Here is a 15,793-nt window from a genome sequence, read left to right as displayed (position 1 = left end):
TTTTACAATCTACTTACTTCTTTTCAGAATATCCTAAACCATTTGATTTGGCATAACTATTCGCAAATCTCATGAATCTATCAAAATCAGATTTAGTTTTCCAAATATATGTACCTTCTAAATACATTGGTTCACCATCTACAAATTTAACTTTAACTTCTCTTGTCATGATTTCTCCCTCAGAATCAATCATTCTCATACCTGTAATTTCTCCCTCAGTTATTGAAGATAATGCCTGAGGTTTTTCGAATATAAATATAGCTTGTCCAGTAGTTCCATCATTACCTCTTGTTAATCTAATCTCAGGCACCACTGGTTCATTAGTTCCTTCATAAAATTGAATCTTTGCTAAGTTATTTGCTGCCATAATAATTAGGGGTTAATTTCATATTGTAGATAATAAAAGCAAATTTCGTTAAAATTTAGAATTTCATAAATTCTTTTATTAATCTCAAAGTTTTTTGATCGTCAAATATATCAGTCATGTCAATTACTTTTATATTGTTTTTACCAGTTTTTTCATATTCATAGCATTTATCATAATATTCTAAAACAGATTTGCAAACTGATTTCCAATCTTTAATTTTTATTGACTCAATTGCATTTTTTGTTCTTTGTGGACCTAGTCTTTTTTTTATTCTTAAAACTGCTTCTATAAGGTCTTTTTCTTGGAAGATACTATATGTTTGTATTAATTCTTCTAAACGATTTGATTCACTTTTTTTGATCTCAATTCTTTCTGCTGTTTTCATTTGATTAAAAAACTCATGAGGGATTTTACATTTTCCAATATTTGAACTTTCTGCTTCAACGAATATTTTATTGTTTTTTTTAAATCCTTTTAGCTCCTCTGCTATTTTATTTTCAAATTGTTCATTTGAAGGTTGTTCTCTCATTCCTAGGCCTCCAAAAGTACTTCCCCTATGGCAAGCTAACCCTTCTAAATCAATTATTTGATAATTGTTTTTATCAAGTAATTTTAATAATTTAGTTTTCCCTGTACCGGTTTTACCTCCAATAACAATTATTTTCCACTCTTGATTAAAGCTTTCTAAAATCCATTTTCTATATCTTTTATAACCATTTTCCAATATAACGCTTCTCTGATTGTATTTTTCTAAAAGCCAAGATATACTTTGAGACCTCATTCCACCTCTAGCACAGTAAATTTTTAAAGTAGGCTCTTCTAATTTTGAAATATAATTTTTAGAATTATAATCATTAATAGTCTCAAATAATTTATTCACAATAGTTTCTATTTTCTCAGCTATAAATTCCAAACCTTGAATTACTGCTTTTTCTCTTCCATGCTTTTTATATATAGTTCCTACTATTGATCTCTCTTCATTATCAAATAACGGAATATTTATAGAATTTGGCATATTTCCTTTATAATATTCTCCGGGACTTCTAACATCGATAAGTGGTCCGTTACGCTTCCTAAATTTCTCTAGTTCTTCTCTTTTGGAGTACATAGATGGTTTAAATATTAGATGAGTTTATTAGAAATGAAAAACAAAGATCAAGATTACCATTATAAGAGTACATTAGCTTTAGTTAAAAAATTTGTTGAATCTAATCAACGAAAAAGACTAAAATTATTATCAGAAATTGAATCAGAAGTTGATAATTTATTTGTGTTTGGTACAAAAATATTTGATGATTTTGATCAAGAAGGTGATGATTGGGCAGCTGGTTGGTTATTACAAGTATTAAAAAAACATAAACCACTTTTTTTTAAAGATAAAAAATACAATAATTGGTTTGTTACCTATTCAGATAAAAATATTAATTATGAAGAACTCCAGTTGAAATTATTAGAACAAAATTTTGAGGAGGCTGATAGATTAACAAGTTCATATTTAAGACAACTTGCTGGAAAGCTCGCTGTAAATCGTGGATATGTTTTTTATAGTGAGGTTAATAGTATGTCTGGCACTGATCTTCAAACTATAGATAGATTATGGAGTATTTATTCAAATGGTAGGTTTGGTTTCTCAATACAGGCAAAAATTCTGAAGTCAGTTGAAAAAAAATATGAATTGTTATGGCCAAAGATAGGGTGGAAAAAAGATGGATATTGGACTAGATATCCAGGTTCGTTTAGCTGGTCTTTAGATGCACCTGATGGACACATGCCATTAATAAATCAACTAAGAGGCGTTAGACTTATGGACTCGATACTAAGGCATCCAGCAATTTCTTTGAGGCATAATAATATTCTTTGATCTTGAGCTCTTTGATAAGTTAATATGTGATTAATATAGTCACAAAGTTATGTCCTTTTTTCAGGGCAAAATTCTTTTGAATTTTATTACAAACTTACTATATAGGCCAACAATTAACTGGTCTAATTTTGAATTAGACTCATCAATACAACTAAATGATTTTGTCGATTTATTGTTAGAACCCTTAAAGACTTCGCAATATTCATATCGAACAAGACTTGGTTTGCATGAAGCTCTTATAAATGCTGTTACCCATGGCAATAAATTAGATCCTAAAAAATCAATCAGAGTTCGAAGAATTATTACTCCTAACTGGTGCGTTTGGCAGATTCAAGATCAAGGTAATGGGTTAGAAATAAAAAAAAGAATTTATAAATTGCCTGAAAAACTTAGTGCGTTGAATGGGCGTGGTCTATATATCATAAACGAATGTTTTGATGATATTAGATGGAGTAATAAAGGTAACCGACTCCAATTGGCATTAAAGAGATGAGTTTTTACTTGGACAGGGTTTATCTATATTAATTCCTTTAAGCCATTTTATACTTTCTTCCAAATAATTTATGGTATCTTTTTCATTCTCTGAAATTAGTAGTTGGCATAAAGCGGCTGAGATTAGTTCTGCCGATCTATTTATTTTTTTTCCCTTAAGTTTGTGCCAATCAATATGATTAATTTTTAGTTTAGAATTCAATTTTTGTGCAAGTTCTATAATATCTTCGTCCCAGTTATTCATGGCAATTTTATATTATCTCTCTATTTTATAGCAGACCATACTTTAGTCATGAAAAAAGAATTTGATTTTACATTGTTAAAACCAATTTCTTTTATTTTAGTAGTTATGTCTTCTTTGATGTAATCACAATAAAATGGTTCATGAAATGATTTATAGAAATTTTCCATTATCTTTATAAAATCAGGAGAATCACTTACTTGTATCGAATCAGCCAGTATTAAACTGCCACCCGGTTCAAGTACTCTAAAAAATTCTTTTAAGACATTCTCTCTTACAGTTCTAGGTAATTCATGAAATAAATAAACACATGTAATTCCTTGGAGGGTATTTTCTTCGAATGGTAATTCTTCAGCGTTACCTTTAATTAATTCAATTAAATCACCATCTAAATTTGAAATAAATCTGCTGGCTTCCTTTAAGTAGGATCCAGACAAATCTAATCCCATTATCTTTTCTTTAGGAAATGCCCCTCTCAACTGTTTAAGTGTTCTACCGGAACCTGTAGCAACATCTAGTATGTTTAAAGAACTTTTTTTTCGACTGCTAAAATTATTTAAACCTTCCTTAAGTGGTTTAATTATTCTTCTCCTCATAGCATCGGCACTTCCGTTAAAAAGAATTTCTACTTGCAAATCATAAATACTTGCTGAAAAATCTGATAAATATCCGTCTGTCTGATGATGAAAGTTTCTTAAATAATATTTTGGGTAGTTCTCATTATCAATATTTTTAGGAAGATCATTATAATTTTGTTTTCTTCTTCTGTCCCATGTGTTTGGCATATCTAACCAAATTTTTGGATATTGGGTCAAATATCTTAGCCAAGGTTCATCAAATAGTAATTTTTGAGGATAAATATTTTTTTCAGCATCATCCCAATCCTCTTCTCTGAGACGATCCATTGAATTTTGAATATCAACCAAGAGCTTTTTATCTATATCTAAATTGCCAAATTTATTGTCAGGAAGAATAAAATTCATGATCCTTGTACTTAATTCCTTATGAGCTAGTCCAGCAATACTTTTTCCCTGTTGAAGTGTTTTATAAGCGATTTTTGAAATTGGTTCTCTTGACATTTTTTTTACTACTTAACTATATTTCAACAAAAAAAAAATCAATTTGAGAATTATTTGTGATAATTCTCAAAATGACATTTTAAAAAATGCTTAAATGTTTATCTGCGATTTAAGCGTCATAGTACATGAAAAATTCATGAGGATGAGGTCTCTGTCTTAATTGTTGGACCTCTTCATACTTAATATCAATGAAATTATCTATGAAATCTTCTGTGAATACTCCTCCAGCTAATAAATAGTCTTTGTCTGTTTTAAGCGCATTTAATGAGTCGTTTAGAGATGAGGGAACTGTATCTATTTTTGCGAGCTCTTCGGCTGGTAATTCAAATAGATCCACATCTACTCCATCACCAGGATCTATTTGATTTTTAATACCATCAATGCCAGCTAACATCATTACAGAAAATGCTAAATAAGGGTTAGCAAGTGCATCTCCTGATCTAAATTCTAATCTTTTAGCTTTTGGACTAGGTCCTGTTAAAGGGATTCTTACAGCTGCCGAGCGATTTCCTTCAGAATAAACTAAATTTACTGGCGCTTCAAAACCTGGAACTAATCTTTTATAGCTATTAGTAGTTGGATTAGTAAATGCAAGGAATGATGGAGCGTGCTTCAAAATACCTCCGATATACCATCTTGCTGTTTGAGATAGATTTGCATATGAACCTTCACCAAAAAATAAAGGTTGACCACTTTTCCACAAACTTTGATGAACATGCATACCTGTTCCATTATCGTTAAAAACAGGTTTTGGCATAAAGGTGGCAGTTTTGCCGTATTTTTTGGCTACGTTTCTTACAACATATTTATATGTCATTACATTATCAGCAGCATTAATTAGGGAATCAAATTTCATTCCAAGTTCATGTTGTCCTGCTCCGGCTACTTCATGGTGATGCTTCTCAGTTGGAATGCCTAATTCACCCATTAGTAATAACATTTCAGATCTTATATCTTGTGCAGTGTCATTAGGTGCTACTGGAAAATATCCTTCTTTATATTGAATTTTATATCCTAAGTTCCCACCTTCTTCTGTTCTTCCAGTATTCCAAGGAGCTTCGTTAGTATCTACACTATAAAAGCACCCTCCCTCCTTTGAATCATATCTGACGTCATCAAATAAAAAGAATTCTGGCTCTGGTCCAAAAAAAGCAGTATCTGCTATCCCCGTGGAATCTAGATAACTTAGTGCCTTTTGTGCTAATGATCTTGGACATCTATCATATGGAGCCCCACTTCTTGGCTCTTGAATAGAGCAAATCATGCTTAAGGTTTTATGTTTATAAAAAGGATCAATCCATGCAGTACTAGAATCAGGCACCATTGACATATCTGATGCATTAATAGCTTTCCAACCTCTTATTGAAGATCCATCAAAGGCTAAACCTTCAGTGAATGATTCTTCCTCTATCATGTCCGATGTCAAAGTTAGATGTTGCCATTTTCCATGAATGTCTGTGAATTTTAGATCGATGAGTTCAATTCCTTCATCCTTGATTTGACTTAGAACATCTTGGGGAGACTTAGCCATTGCTTTTTATATACTTGAAATAAAATTAGTAAGTTGATGAATCTAATTATGTATCAACGATAACTTTTTTCAACACTTGCTTAGTTCTTTGAGTGTTTCAAGTTATATGTTTACTAATTGTTAGCTTAAATATTTAGATTGAATGAATTTCTTTAAACATTCATCGCTTTAATGGAGAATTTAGTTTAATTTAAAAGTAACACTATAAAAGGTTTTGACTGAAACAAAACTCATTTCAACTATAAATGAAGAGAATTTACCTCTCCTGGGTAAAACTTACGTTCCTTCAAGACTTTTATTAGGACCTGGTCCTTCAAATGCTCATCCTGAAGTTCTAAAGGCTTTATCACTTAATCCAATAGGGCATTTAGATGATGCTTACATAGAATTAATGTCTGATGTTCAAAAATTACTGAGATATACATGGCAGTGTAATAATCGAATAACTTTACCAATGAGTGGTACTGGCAGCGCAGCTATGGAAGCCTCGATAGCAAATTTTATTGAACCAGGTGAAAAAATTCTTATTGCAAGAAAAGGATATTTTGGGGATCGTTTGGTAGATATGGCATCCAGATATAAAGCAGAAGTATCTGTAATTGATAAAGAATGGGGTGAAGCTTTTACTTTTGAAGAGATTAAATATGAAATCGAAACAAATAAACCAGCCATTTTTGCTATTGTTCATGCTGAAACATCTACTGGAGTATTGCAACCTCTTGAAGGCATTGGAGATTTATGCAGAGAAAATAATTGCTTGTTCCTGGTTGATGCAGTTACATCTTTAGGAGCGCTAGAACTTTATATTGATAAATGGAAAATTGACCTTGCTTATAGTTGCAGCCAAAAAGGTCTAAGCTGCCCTCCTGGATTAAGCCCTTTTACAATGAATAAAAGAGCTGAAGATAAACTTAGTTCAAGATCTTCTAAAGTTCCAAATTGGTATTTAGATTTATCTTTATTGAATAAATATTGGGGCTCTGATCGGGTTTATCACCACACAGCACCTGTTAATATGAATTTTGCAATAAGAGAGGGGTTGAGATTGATAGCCAATGAAGGTTTGAAAAATATATGGGAAAGACATAATTCTAATGCAATTAAATTATGGAAAGGTTTAGAATCTTTAGGAATGGAACTACATGTTTCTAGCGAAAATAGATTACCTACGCTTACAACAGTAAAAATTCCTTCTAGAGTTGACGGCGACGCATTTAGGAATCATTTATTAAAAAATTTTGGTATCGAGATAGGAAATGGTTTAGGTTCTTTATCAGGCAAAGTATGGCGTATTGGTTTAATGGGATTTAATTCAAGTGATGAAAATGTTGATCGATTATTAAATTTATTCGATACTGAATTAAAGAAATTTACTATTTTTGATTCCTCAACTTTTTAAACCAAATCTTTATTCTATTTTCGCAATCCTTATCTAATATTCCCCGTATGACATTCATTTTATGATGAGCGCTTTCGTGTTTAGATAGATCAATAGTACCTCCGAAACCACCTCTCTTATGATCTTCAGCACCATATATAACATTCCCCATTCTTGCTTGAACTAACGCTGCCGCACACATTGTACAAGGTTCTAAATTAACAATAATGCTGCATTCATTAAATCGCCAATCATTTTTAATCCAAGACGCTTGCCTAAGTGCTATTAGTTCAGCATGACCTAAAGGATCATTATTAGTTTCTCTTTTATTACTTCCTCTTCCAATACATCTTCCTCTCTCATCTATTATAAATGCCGTTATTGGTAATTCCACTTTCCCGACTTCATCTGATCTTCTTAAAATAGATCTCATCCATTTAATATAATCTATATTAGTAATTTCTCTATGTTGAATTTCAAAATCATGATTCATTATTATTAGTAGTAATTCCCATTTATAAATATCATAAATTACTTAAATAAATTTTTTATAGAATGACTGTAGATTCAATTAATAAAAAAGAAAAACTATTCCCTACATATTCAGGAAGTAACGATAGTTTTATTGCTCTTCTCAATAAAACCTCCAAAGTTATTTGCAATTGGTTTTCAAATGCTGAAAAATTAGGCCCTTTACCAATAGATAATAATTTCAAGTGTTCAGTTCCAGATGAAACTGGAAAGTCAACAGATGTATTATTCTCTGAGATTGAAAGTCTCATTTATAGCTCTTTTAATCCAGTACACCCAGGATCACTAGCACACCTCGATCCCCCACCTCTGATTATCTCTATTTTGGGAGATTTAATAGCTGCTAGCTTAAATAATAATCTTCTCGCACATGAACTATCACCAAGTATTTCTCTTCTTGAGGAATCAATTTGTAAATGGTTCTCAAAAAAAATTGGCTTTACTGAATCTTCTGGAGGGATAGCAGCAAGCGGTGGGACTTTAAGTAATTTAAATGCATTAGTGGCCGCACGGAATCAAGCTGGACTTGCATCAGATCATAACGCTGTTTTTTTAATTAGTGAAGATGCCCATTCATCATTCATAAAATGTACCTTAATTATGGGTTTAGACAAAAACAATCTAATAAAGGTCAAAACAGATAATGATGGTTGTATGGATATTATTGATCTCAAAAAGATTATTGATAAATGTTATAGGGAAGGTAAAAAAATATTTTCCATAGTTGCTACTCTTGGCACAACAATACGTGGAGCAATAGATCCTATTGAGAAGATAAGCAGAATTTGTAAAGAGAGAAATATTTGGCTACATATTGATGGTTCTATTGGTGGTATTTTTGCGATTACTAAAATCCCAATTAATGGAATTAGTCATGTTAATTTTGCTAATTCAATAACTATTAATCCTCAGAAAATTCTTGGGATTGCAAAAACTTCATCTATATTATTAGTCTCAGATATAGAAGTACTTAAGAATACCTTTGCTACAGGATTACCTTATATTTCTTCTGAAGATAATTTTTTAAATAGAGGTGAACTTGGAATTCAAGGATCTAGACCTGCTGAAATTATAAAACTTTGGTTAGGTTTAAGATATCTTGGAATGAAAGGCATAGAGGATGTCTTAAGTTCGTCCATTGAGAAAAGGAAATTTTTTGAAGATAATTTAAGTAAAGAACAATATGAATTATGTTCAGGTCCCTTGCATATAGTTTCATTTCTACCAAAAAGTATGAATAAAAATGAATCAGATGCATGGACTTTAGATAAAAGAATAAGTCTTATGAAAAATAATTTTATGCTTTCTAGACCTCTTATTAAAAATAGATATTTTTTAAGAGCAGTGTTAGGGAATTTCAATACTGATAGAACTCATATCAAAGAACTCTTGAAATTACTTCATTAAAACTTATGAATATTAGCAGATCAAAATTTATAGCGATCATTACGGGTTTTATTTCAATAATAATATGTATTATGTACTTACTCTTAATAACAGTTTTTGATTTTAGATCGTTATTAAATGAACAAATAACTAATCTTTCTGAAAATATGGCGGTAGTTTTCTTTGAGATTGATTATCTTCTTTAATGTTGATTTTATTAATTGCTTCTTTAATAAATTTATTTAAAAATTGTTCACGTTTATTTAATTTGTAAATATCATCAATAACTTCTTGAATCCCGGCATCTCCCCAATTTTGTCCATTTTTAAAATATTCAATTATTGATAAACCAACTATTTTTATTAACCAACATGAGGTTAAAGATTGTATTGATTTTGAAATATAGATGGTAGTAAAATTAGAAGATAATGCAGTTGTAATAACATTCAAACCCCCTTTTAATATTCCTAGTTTGGCAAGTGTAGTTATTAATGATTTTGATAAATCAACTGCTTCAATTTTACTTAGCCTGACATTATATATTTTTGAAATCTCAAGGATCATTTGAACATTTACAGATGTTGTTGTTATAAAATCAACAACAGGCAAAGGGTTAACCAGTATTACTCCTCCGGTTATCCAAGTATATTTATTTATTACCCTTATAGCACTTGACTCTCTTTGTTCAGAAATTACTTTTTTACTAATTAGACCTAATTTATTACATCTAAAAAGAATATTATCAGCTAATAACTCTTCTCCGTTCTCATCAAGGGTTTCTATTACTTCTTTAAATAAATTACTAACATCTATTGAGCCTAATGAATGGTTTGGAGATAAATTATTTGAAGCAATGGTTTTTACTACTGAGATTTTTATTTTTTTTGAGGATGTCATTGAAATAATATTTTCTTTAATATTATTATTTTGTTTCTCTGATCTTAAATCACATTTATTTAGTACAATTATTATTTTTTTTCTCAACTCTAGTAATTCTCTAATTAAATATAGTTCAAACTTATTAATGTCCTGATCTAAAACAAAAAGGATAAGATCTGATTTTGATGCCTCAATTATTGTAGATTTTTCTCTTTTTTCTCCATCTATTGATGCCTCAAATAAGCCTGGAGTATCAATTATATTTATATTTCTTTTTAGAATTGGGATTCTGATTTTATAACTTGCAATATTTTTTGTGGTTCCAATTGTTGGCGAAATTTTTCCAATTAAGTTTTTTAATAATGCTCTTGCTATTGATGTTTTTCCAGAGGATCCAGCTCCAAATAAAATAACATTGTAATCTCCATATTTTAATTGTTCTGTTAATTTATTTTTTTCGTATATTAATAACTCTGACTCTACTTTATTAGATATTTTTTTATTAATTTCTTCTATACTTTCAAGAATATTTATTGCAGCACCATAATTATTCTTGAACGGAATATTTTTCTTATTATTAAAAATAATCTTATATACAACTTTTTTAAATACTTTTTTATTTTTATTATAAAAATACGATAAAATAATAAGTAAAATCATAAAGAAATATAGATTAAAAATATTTCTAAGTAAGGATAATAGAAAATAAATAAATATTAAAATAAATAAGTATTTATAGTATTTAAATATAAACTTATACATTATTATCTTTTGAATTTAATAAAACTATATATAATTAATATGAGGCCAATATTAATTGAAATATCTGCAATATTAAATACAGGAAAATTTATAAAGTTTAAATTTATATAGTCTATAACATATCCCTTATTTATTCTATCTATTCCATTTCCTAATGTACCGCCTAATATAAAGCTAAAACTTAGTAATTCTAAATTACTAATATTTTTTTTATTTAAAATAAAATATATAAGTAGTATAGTAATTATTATGCTTATAAGTGATAAGAAAATCCTATTACCACTAAATAGATTGAAAGCAGCTCCGAAATTTTTTACATAATCAAGACTAAAAATTAAAAAGCTTTTATTTATTAATGATTTAAAATTTGTACTAACAAAAATTTTTGCGTATTGATCAGACAGAAAAACTAATGTACTTAATAAAATAAAATAAAATCTATTATATATAATATTTATCATTATTTTTTATTTCTATATTTAATATTAAGAAATTTACTTAATAAAGTTATCGGTATTAGCATTAGTAAGTGGTAAAAAAACTTTCCAAATGAGTATTTTGAAATATTATATATCAATGTATCTGGTTGTTTAAAATATAATATTTGAATGGAACTATAAATGATACCTATAATATGCGTACTACATATTCCTAATACTCCATATCGCAATAGATCATAATAATGAATTTTCCTATTTATTTTATTTACTTTATTAATAATATTAATTAAAGGATATATACCTAATAAGTATCCAAAGTTTGGAGTTAGAATATAGCCTACTGATCCACCATTTTGAAATATTGGTAAAAAGAATAAACCTATTAATAGATAGATACTATATGATATTATTACAACCTCACGCTTGAAAATTAAGGTAATTATTATAATTGATGGTATTTGCAAAGACATAGGTATATCTAATATCTGATTAAGTTTATTTGTGAATGGTAGAGATATGCTGAAGGGAATAAAAGTAGAAATTATAATAATTTGTAGACTTGTAAGTACCTCAATAATTTTATTAAAATTGAGCATATATAAATTAGTTTTACAAACTTCTTAGAGCGACAATCGGATCTAATTTTGATGCTCTTTTTGCTGGTAATACTCCAAAGATAAGTCCTATTGAACCTGAAATTATCATTGTAGAAAAAGTTGTTGTTAATCCAACAGAGGCGGGTAATGGAGTAATTACTCCTAAAAGAAATACGCCTGTTAGACCAGTTGTTGTTCCCACTAAACCTCCAATAGTAGATAGTATTAATGCCTCAAATAAAAATTGAATAAGAATATCTGATTGTCTAGCACCTATTGCCTTTCTAAGACCAATCTCCTCTGTTCTTTCGCTAACAGAAACAAGCATTATATTCATTATCCCTATACCGCCAACAATTAGTGATACGGCTCCGATACCTGCTAGTAAAAAAGTAAGACCACTTGTAATATTCGTGACTATGCTTAATGCATCTTCTTGAGATCTAACGGCAAAATCATCGTCTCTAATTATGTTATGTCTTTGACGTAATAAATTTGTAATTTGAAACTTCGCAGCACTGGTTTTGTTTTTATTAATTGCCTCTACACTTATAAAACTTAAACTAACTCCGTATGTAGGGTCTTTCCCTGTAATTCTGTTCACCATTGTAGTAAGTGGGATATATGCATTTTTATCTTGATTACTACCGAAAACAGCGCCCTTCGGTTTTAACATTCCAATTATTTCATAAGTATGGTCTTTTATTCTTATTTTTTTTCCAATTACTTTTTTCCCTTTGAAAAATTCTTCTTTTAGATCAGGACCTATCACAACAAAACTTCTAGCTGAATTAACATCACTCTCAGAGATGAATCTACCTTCATCTACTTCAAAACTTCTTACTTTTAGAAATTCTGGTGTGACTCCAGCGATTGAAATATTTAAACTTTTTGAATTTGACTGAACAATTTCATTTGCAGAGATTTGTGGAGCAACTTTTTTAACACTCGGGACTTGATTATTAATTGCAATTGAATCCTCTAAAACAAGATTTTTAGGAAATGAAATACCTCTTCTTCGGGTATCGTTGTTCCCTGGAACTATAAATAACACATTCGCCCCTAAGTTACTTAATTGGTTTTTAGCTAGAGTTTGAGCCCCTCTTCCTAGGCCAACAAGTGTTATTACTGAAGCATTTCCTATAACTATCCCCAACATAGTAAGGGAACTTCTCAATTTATTAGAAACTAATGTTTTGCAAGCCATTTTAAAAGCTTCTTTAAAAGATATATTCCTAGACATATTTATATCTGTCTAGTGCCTCTTCATCTTCCTCTATCTGTCCCATATAAATTACTCCTTCATTAAGTTGTAGTGTTATTACATCACCATTTGTTACCTGATTATCAATAGTAGATAAATTACAAATTGAAGATATTTTAATTTTATTTTTTTTAAAAATCTTATAACATTCATCAACAGTTTCATCAGTAACGATGCCTGTGATTTTTTTTGAGTAAGGTAAATCTTTTAATAGATTCTTAGATACAAATAATATTTCACCGTGAGTTATTAATGATAAATCAAGACTTGTTTCTATATTTCTCGCTTTACCTGTAACACCTATTTCTCCAATTGATATTCCTCGGGTTATCACTTTTCTTACTAGGCCAACTTTTATAAGGTCAGTAGATCCACTTATTCCTGTCAAAGTTCCAGCAGTTTGTACTACTAAGTCTCCTTGCTTAAGAATCCCCATTTCTTGAGCTATTTGCATTGCAATACTAAATGTTCTTGCTGTTCTATCGTCAGATTTTACTAATAATGGTGTCACTCCCCACACAAGTTGTAATCTTCTTGCGACACTCTTCTCAGTAGTCGTGGCAAGGATAGGAGTAGGTGGTCTGAACTTACTTACATTACGTGCTGTGGATCCTGATTTAGTTAAAGGAATTATTGCTCCAGCGTCAAGCTGCCTCGCAATATTGCTTACTGCAGCACTTATTGCATTTGGGATAGTACTAGGCAGATTACTCTCGATTGCTTTTAATGGATAATCTCTTTCAATTCTTCTGGCAATAGTAGCCATAGTTTCAACAGCCTCTACAGGATAGTCACCTACGGCAGTTTCATTTGAGAGCATAACTGCATCAGTCCCATCAAGAATTGCGTTAGCCACATCACTAACTTCCGCTCGTGTTGGTCTGGGATTTGATGCCATGGAGTCAAGCATTTGTGTAGCCGTGATTATAGGGATCCCAAATGTATTAGCTTTCCTTATTAACTCTTTTTGTAAAAGTGGAACTTCCTCCGCTGGCATTTCAACTCCTAAATCTCCTCTTGCAACCATAACTCCATCACACAAGGGTAGTATTGAATCTATTTGATCTATTGCTTCAAATTTTTCAATTTTTGCTATCACAGGTATTGATTGCCCACTCTTATTTATTAAATTTTTTATTTCATTAATATCTGAGGGGTTTCTTACAAAACTTAGAGCTATCCAATCTACTCCAGCGGTTAATCCAAATTCAAGATCATCTATATCTTTATCAGTTAAAGCTTTTACCGATAATTGCACATCTGGAAAATTAACTCCTTTATTGTTAGAAAGTACCCCACCGACAGTTACTTTACACTTTAATAAATTATTTGGTAAGTCAACCTTTTCAACAATCATTTCAATTTTACCATCGTCTAATAATATTCTTTTGCCTTCGGTAACTTCCTGCGCGAGTCTATTATAAGTAACGTTTGCAATACTTTTAGTGCATTCAACTTCGTTAGAAGTCAATGTAAATTTATCTCCTTTTTTTACTTTAACGGGACCATCTTTAAATCTTCCTAGTCTTATTTTAGGTCCTTGCAGATCTTGTAGTATTCCTACATCTAGATCAAGATTTTTAGAAACTTTTCTTATAGTTTTAATCCTTTCTTCATGATCTTTATGATCGCCATGGGAAAAATTTAATCGGAATGTTGTTACCCCAGCCTTTATAAGATCAGTAATTACTTCTTCAGACTGAGTAGCTGGTCCAATTGTTGCTACAATTTTTGTTCTTCTTTTTAAATCAATATTCGACATATATAAATAATATTGCTAGATATAAATAAATTTAACATACCTAAAGTTAGTTATTTAATCTATGGATTTCAAAACTTATCAGAAAAAAGCTCGATTGACAGCTCAATATCCAAATCTAGGATCAAACAATATATATCCAACCCTTGGTTTAGTTGGCGAAGCTGGTGAAGTTGCAGAAAAAGTCAAAAAGGTAATTAGAGATAAAAAAGGAATATTTGATGCAGAATCCAAAAATGGTATAAAAAAAGAGCTGGGTGATGTTTTATGGTATTTATCTAATCTTTGCAATGAGTTTGATTTTAACTTAGAAGATGTTGCCTTACAAAATTTAGAAAAATTAAAATCAAGAGCGGCTAAAGGTAGAATATCTGGGTCAGGAGATGATCGTTGATATTAACCATAACCTAAACTGGCATATTGTAGGTTTGTAATTAGGTTTTGAATAACATTAAGTAGGAGAAAAGCTAATAATGATGAAATATCAAATCCACCTATAGGTGGAATAATTCCTCTAAATATATTTAAGTATGGATCTGTTATGGATGTTAATGCTGATAATATTCCATTGCTCCAATCAATTCCGGGAAACCATGTCAATAAAATTCTAATAATCAAAATAAATGAATAAATTGATAAAGTTTGACCTAATACAGCAAAAATCTCAGATAACATTATTTTACAGTGTTTTAATTATTCTAACATTTACTTTTTATTGCCGCCTATTTGCGATAAATATTCATTGCTGACAGCAAAAGTTTGAAAAAACTTTTCAGATAATGATAACCAATACGATCTTCCATCTTTTTGTTTACGTTTAATAATGAATTTTTTATTTATTAATTCCTTTATATGTTCATAAGCGCCTGATCCTCTTAAAACTATTAGATCTGATTGCAATATTTTTTTCTTAATTGCAATTGTTGCCAATGTCCTTAATTCTGATGTCCTTAATTCTGATGGTAATAAATCTTCTACATATTCATTGAGTGTTGATTTTAATTCTAGACAAAACGTATTATTAACTTCATTTAATTCAATTGCTGATTTTGAGTTTGAATATTTTTCTTTTAATTCTTTTAATGCATTGTCAATTGAATTTATATCTGTATTAGTAATTTCTGAAAGATTCTTTTTTGATATAGGCCTCCCTTTAAGATAAAGAACAGCCTCAACTCTGGTAACCAAGTCTATGTCTGGTGATTTTGTAGTAATAAGATCAGCTTG

18 protein-coding genes are annotated in these 15,793 nt (G+C 30.0%); 5 read left to right on the top strand and 13 right to left on the bottom strand.

What is annotated here, in order from left to right:
• Positions 1 to 13: 13 nt before the first annotated feature.
• Together psb28 and mnmH are read right to left on the bottom strand one after the other, a co-directional pair.
• Complete coding sequence (gene psb28 / locus P9515_RS04915) at positions 14 to 367, bottom strand: photosystem II reaction center protein Psb28 (protein ID WP_011820317.1); 354 nt, start codon at positions 365 to 367, stop codon at positions 14 to 16.
• A gap of 55 nt (positions 368 to 422) precedes the next feature.
• Positions 423 to 1,475, bottom strand: a complete 1,053-nt coding sequence (mnmH, locus tag P9515_RS04910) for a tRNA 2-selenouridine(34) synthase MnmH (protein ID WP_011820316.1) — start codon at positions 1,473 to 1,475, stop codon at positions 423 to 425.
• A gap of 33 nt (positions 1,476 to 1,508) precedes the next feature.
• Here mnmH and P9515_RS04905 point away from each other — a divergent pair, with 33 nt between their 5' ends.
• On the top strand, positions 1,509 to 2,228 hold the full coding sequence (locus tag P9515_RS04905; protein WP_041710718.1) for a GUN4 domain-containing protein: 720 nt from the start codon (positions 1,509 to 1,511) through the stop codon (positions 2,226 to 2,228).
• A gap of 49 nt (positions 2,229 to 2,277) precedes the next feature.
• A complete protein-coding gene (locus tag P9515_RS04900) occupies positions 2,278 to 2,721 on the top strand; it encodes an ATP-binding protein (protein WP_011820314.1) in 444 nt (147 codons plus the stop codon).
• On the opposite strand, the gene P9515_RS04895 is transcribed toward P9515_RS04900, so the two are convergent.
• From P9515_RS04895 to glnA, 3 genes are all read right to left on the bottom strand, one after another.
• Positions 2,710 to 2,964: a DUF6439 family protein gene (locus P9515_RS04895; RefSeq protein WP_011820313.1), complete on the bottom strand. Its 255-nt coding sequence runs from the start codon at positions 2,962 to 2,964 to the stop codon at positions 2,710 to 2,712. The two genes, P9515_RS04900 and P9515_RS04895, sit on opposite strands and share 12 nt — an antisense overlap.
• Positions 2,965 to 2,984: 20 nt before the next feature.
• A complete protein-coding gene (locus P9515_RS04890) occupies positions 2,985 to 4,040 on the bottom strand; it encodes a class I SAM-dependent methyltransferase (RefSeq protein ID WP_011820312.1) in 1,056 nt (351 codons plus the stop codon).
• A gap of 109 nt (positions 4,041 to 4,149) precedes the next feature.
• Positions 4,150 to 5,571 carry a type I glutamate--ammonia ligase gene (glnA, locus tag P9515_RS04885; RefSeq protein ID WP_011820311.1) on the bottom strand — a complete coding sequence of 474 codons (1,422 nt, stop codon included), beginning with the start codon at positions 5,569 to 5,571 and terminating at the stop codon, positions 4,150 to 4,152.
• A gap of 214 nt (positions 5,572 to 5,785) precedes the next feature.
• On the opposite strand from glnA, the gene P9515_RS04880 reads away from it, so the two are divergent.
• Positions 5,786 to 6,970, top strand: coding sequence for a pyridoxal-phosphate-dependent aminotransferase family protein (locus tag P9515_RS04880; RefSeq protein WP_011820310.1), 1,185 nt, complete (start codon positions 5,786 to 5,788; stop codon positions 6,968 to 6,970).
• On the opposite strand, the gene P9515_RS04875 is transcribed toward P9515_RS04880, so the two are convergent.
• Positions 6,945 to 7,442: a nucleoside deaminase gene (locus P9515_RS04875; protein ID WP_011820309.1), complete on the bottom strand. Its 498-nt coding sequence runs from the start codon at positions 7,440 to 7,442 to the stop codon at positions 6,945 to 6,947. The two genes, P9515_RS04880 and P9515_RS04875, sit on opposite strands and share 26 nt — an antisense overlap.
• Positions 7,443 to 7,504: 62 nt before the next feature.
• Here P9515_RS04875 and P9515_RS04870 point away from each other — a divergent pair, with 62 nt between their 5' ends.
• Positions 7,505 to 8,887 (top strand): pyridoxal phosphate-dependent decarboxylase family protein, encoded by a 1,383-nt coding sequence (locus P9515_RS04870; protein WP_011820308.1) that lies wholly within the window; start codon positions 7,505 to 7,507, stop codon positions 8,885 to 8,887.
• Between the two features lie 129 nt (positions 8,888 to 9,016).
• On the opposite strand, the gene P9515_RS04865 is transcribed toward P9515_RS04870, so the two are convergent.
• From P9515_RS04865 to pyk, 5 genes are all read right to left on the bottom strand, one after another.
• Positions 9,017 to 10,507: a GTP-binding protein gene (locus P9515_RS04865; protein ID WP_011820307.1), complete on the bottom strand. Its 1,491-nt coding sequence runs from the start codon at positions 10,505 to 10,507 to the stop codon at positions 9,017 to 9,019.
• A 2-nt stretch (positions 10,508 to 10,509) separates the two neighbouring features.
• Positions 10,510 to 10,968, bottom strand: coding sequence for a signal peptidase II (gene lspA / locus P9515_RS04860; RefSeq protein ID WP_011820306.1), 459 nt, complete (start codon positions 10,966 to 10,968; stop codon positions 10,510 to 10,512).
• Entirely contained in the window at positions 10,968 to 11,417 is a 450-nt protein-coding gene (locus tag P9515_RS04855; RefSeq protein WP_225867072.1) for a biotin transporter BioY, read from the bottom strand. The genes lspA and P9515_RS04855 overlap by 1 nt, the downstream gene beginning before the upstream one ends.
• Positions 11,418 to 11,556: 139 nt before the next feature.
• Positions 11,557 to 12,786: an ABC transporter permease gene (locus P9515_RS04850; RefSeq protein ID WP_011820304.1), complete on the bottom strand. Its 1,230-nt coding sequence runs from the start codon at positions 12,784 to 12,786 to the stop codon at positions 11,557 to 11,559.
• Positions 12,779 to 14,569 carry a pyruvate kinase gene (gene pyk / locus P9515_RS04845; protein ID WP_011820303.1) on the bottom strand — a complete coding sequence of 597 codons (1,791 nt, stop codon included), beginning with the start codon at positions 14,567 to 14,569 and terminating at the stop codon, positions 12,779 to 12,781. The genes P9515_RS04850 and pyk overlap by 8 nt, the downstream gene beginning before the upstream one ends.
• 61 nt (positions 14,570 to 14,630) lie before the next feature.
• On the opposite strand from pyk, the gene P9515_RS04840 reads away from it, so the two are divergent.
• Entirely contained in the window at positions 14,631 to 14,960 is a 330-nt protein-coding gene (locus tag P9515_RS04840; protein WP_011820302.1) for a nucleoside triphosphate pyrophosphohydrolase family protein, read from the top strand.
• A 2-nt stretch (positions 14,961 to 14,962) separates the two neighbouring features.
• On the opposite strand, the gene P9515_RS04835 is transcribed toward P9515_RS04840, so the two are convergent.
• The gene (locus P9515_RS04835) at positions 14,963 to 15,241 is read right to left on the bottom strand and encodes a YggT family protein (RefSeq protein WP_011132543.1); all 279 of its coding nucleotides are present in this window, start codon (positions 15,239 to 15,241) and stop codon (positions 14,963 to 14,965) included.
• A 30-nt stretch (positions 15,242 to 15,271) separates the two neighbouring features.
• Positions 15,272 to 15,754, bottom strand: a complete 483-nt coding sequence (gene scpB / locus P9515_RS04830) for an SMC-Scp complex subunit ScpB (protein ID WP_011820301.1) — start codon at positions 15,752 to 15,754, stop codon at positions 15,272 to 15,274.
• Positions 15,755 to 15,793 lie beyond the last annotated feature (39 nt).

The sequence above is a fragment of the Prochlorococcus marinus str. MIT 9515 genome, from assembly GCF_000015665.1.
GTDB lineage: Bacteria > Cyanobacteriota > Cyanobacteriia > PCC-6307 > Cyanobiaceae > Prochlorococcus_A > Prochlorococcus_A marinus_P.
The sequence above is the reverse complement of the archived record's forward strand: the minus strand, read 5'-3'. Positions and strand labels throughout refer to the sequence as shown.

Excerpts from the sequence above, each read along its gene's own strand:
- P9515_RS04895 (WP_011820313.1), bottom strand. The coding sequence starts at position 2,964 with ATGAATAACTGGGACGAAGATATTATAGAACTTGCACAAAAATTGAAT.
- P9515_RS04875 (WP_011820309.1), bottom strand. The coding sequence starts at position 7,442 with ATGAATCATGATTTTGAAATTCAACATAGAGAAATTACTAATATAGAT.
- P9515_RS04865 (WP_011820307.1), bottom strand. The coding sequence starts at position 10,507 with ATGTATAAGTTTATATTTAAATACTATAAATACTTATTTATTTTAATA.
- P9515_RS04905 (WP_041710718.1), top strand. The coding sequence starts at position 1,509 with ATGAAAAACAAAGATCAAGATTACCATTATAAGAGTACATTAGCTTTA.
- P9515_RS04855 (WP_225867072.1), bottom strand. The coding sequence starts at position 11,417 with ATGTCTTTGCAAATACCATCAATTATAATAATTACCTTAATTTTCAAG.
- pyk (WP_011820303.1), bottom strand. The coding sequence starts at position 14,569 with ATGTCGAATATTGATTTAAAAAGAAGAACAAAAATTGTAGCAACAATT.
- mnmH (WP_011820316.1), bottom strand. The coding sequence starts at position 1,475 with ATGTACTCCAAAAGAGAAGAACTAGAGAAATTTAGGAAGCGTAACGGA.
- P9515_RS04870 (WP_011820308.1), top strand. The coding sequence starts at position 7,505 with ATGACTGTAGATTCAATTAATAAAAAAGAAAAACTATTCCCTACATAT.
- glnA (WP_011820311.1), bottom strand. The coding sequence starts at position 5,571 with ATGGCTAAGTCTCCCCAAGATGTTCTAAGTCAAATCAAGGATGAAGGA.
- P9515_RS04840 (WP_011820302.1), top strand. The coding sequence starts at position 14,631 with ATGGATTTCAAAACTTATCAGAAAAAAGCTCGATTGACAGCTCAATAT.
- P9515_RS04890 (WP_011820312.1), bottom strand. The coding sequence starts at position 4,040 with ATGTCAAGAGAACCAATTTCAAAAATCGCTTATAAAACACTTCAACAG.
- P9515_RS04850 (WP_011820304.1), bottom strand. The coding sequence starts at position 12,786 with ATGTCTAGGAATATATCTTTTAAAGAAGCTTTTAAAATGGCTTGCAAA.
- P9515_RS04835 (WP_011132543.1), bottom strand. The coding sequence starts at position 15,241 with ATGTTATCTGAGATTTTTGCTGTATTAGGTCAAACTTTATCAATTTAT.
- psb28 (WP_011820317.1), bottom strand. The coding sequence starts at position 367 with ATGGCAGCAAATAACTTAGCAAAGATTCAATTTTATGAAGGAACTAAT.
- lspA (WP_011820306.1), bottom strand. The coding sequence starts at position 10,968 with ATGATAAATATTATATATAATAGATTTTATTTTATTTTATTAAGTACA.
- P9515_RS04900 (WP_011820314.1), top strand. The coding sequence starts at position 2,278 with ATGTCCTTTTTTCAGGGCAAAATTCTTTTGAATTTTATTACAAACTTA.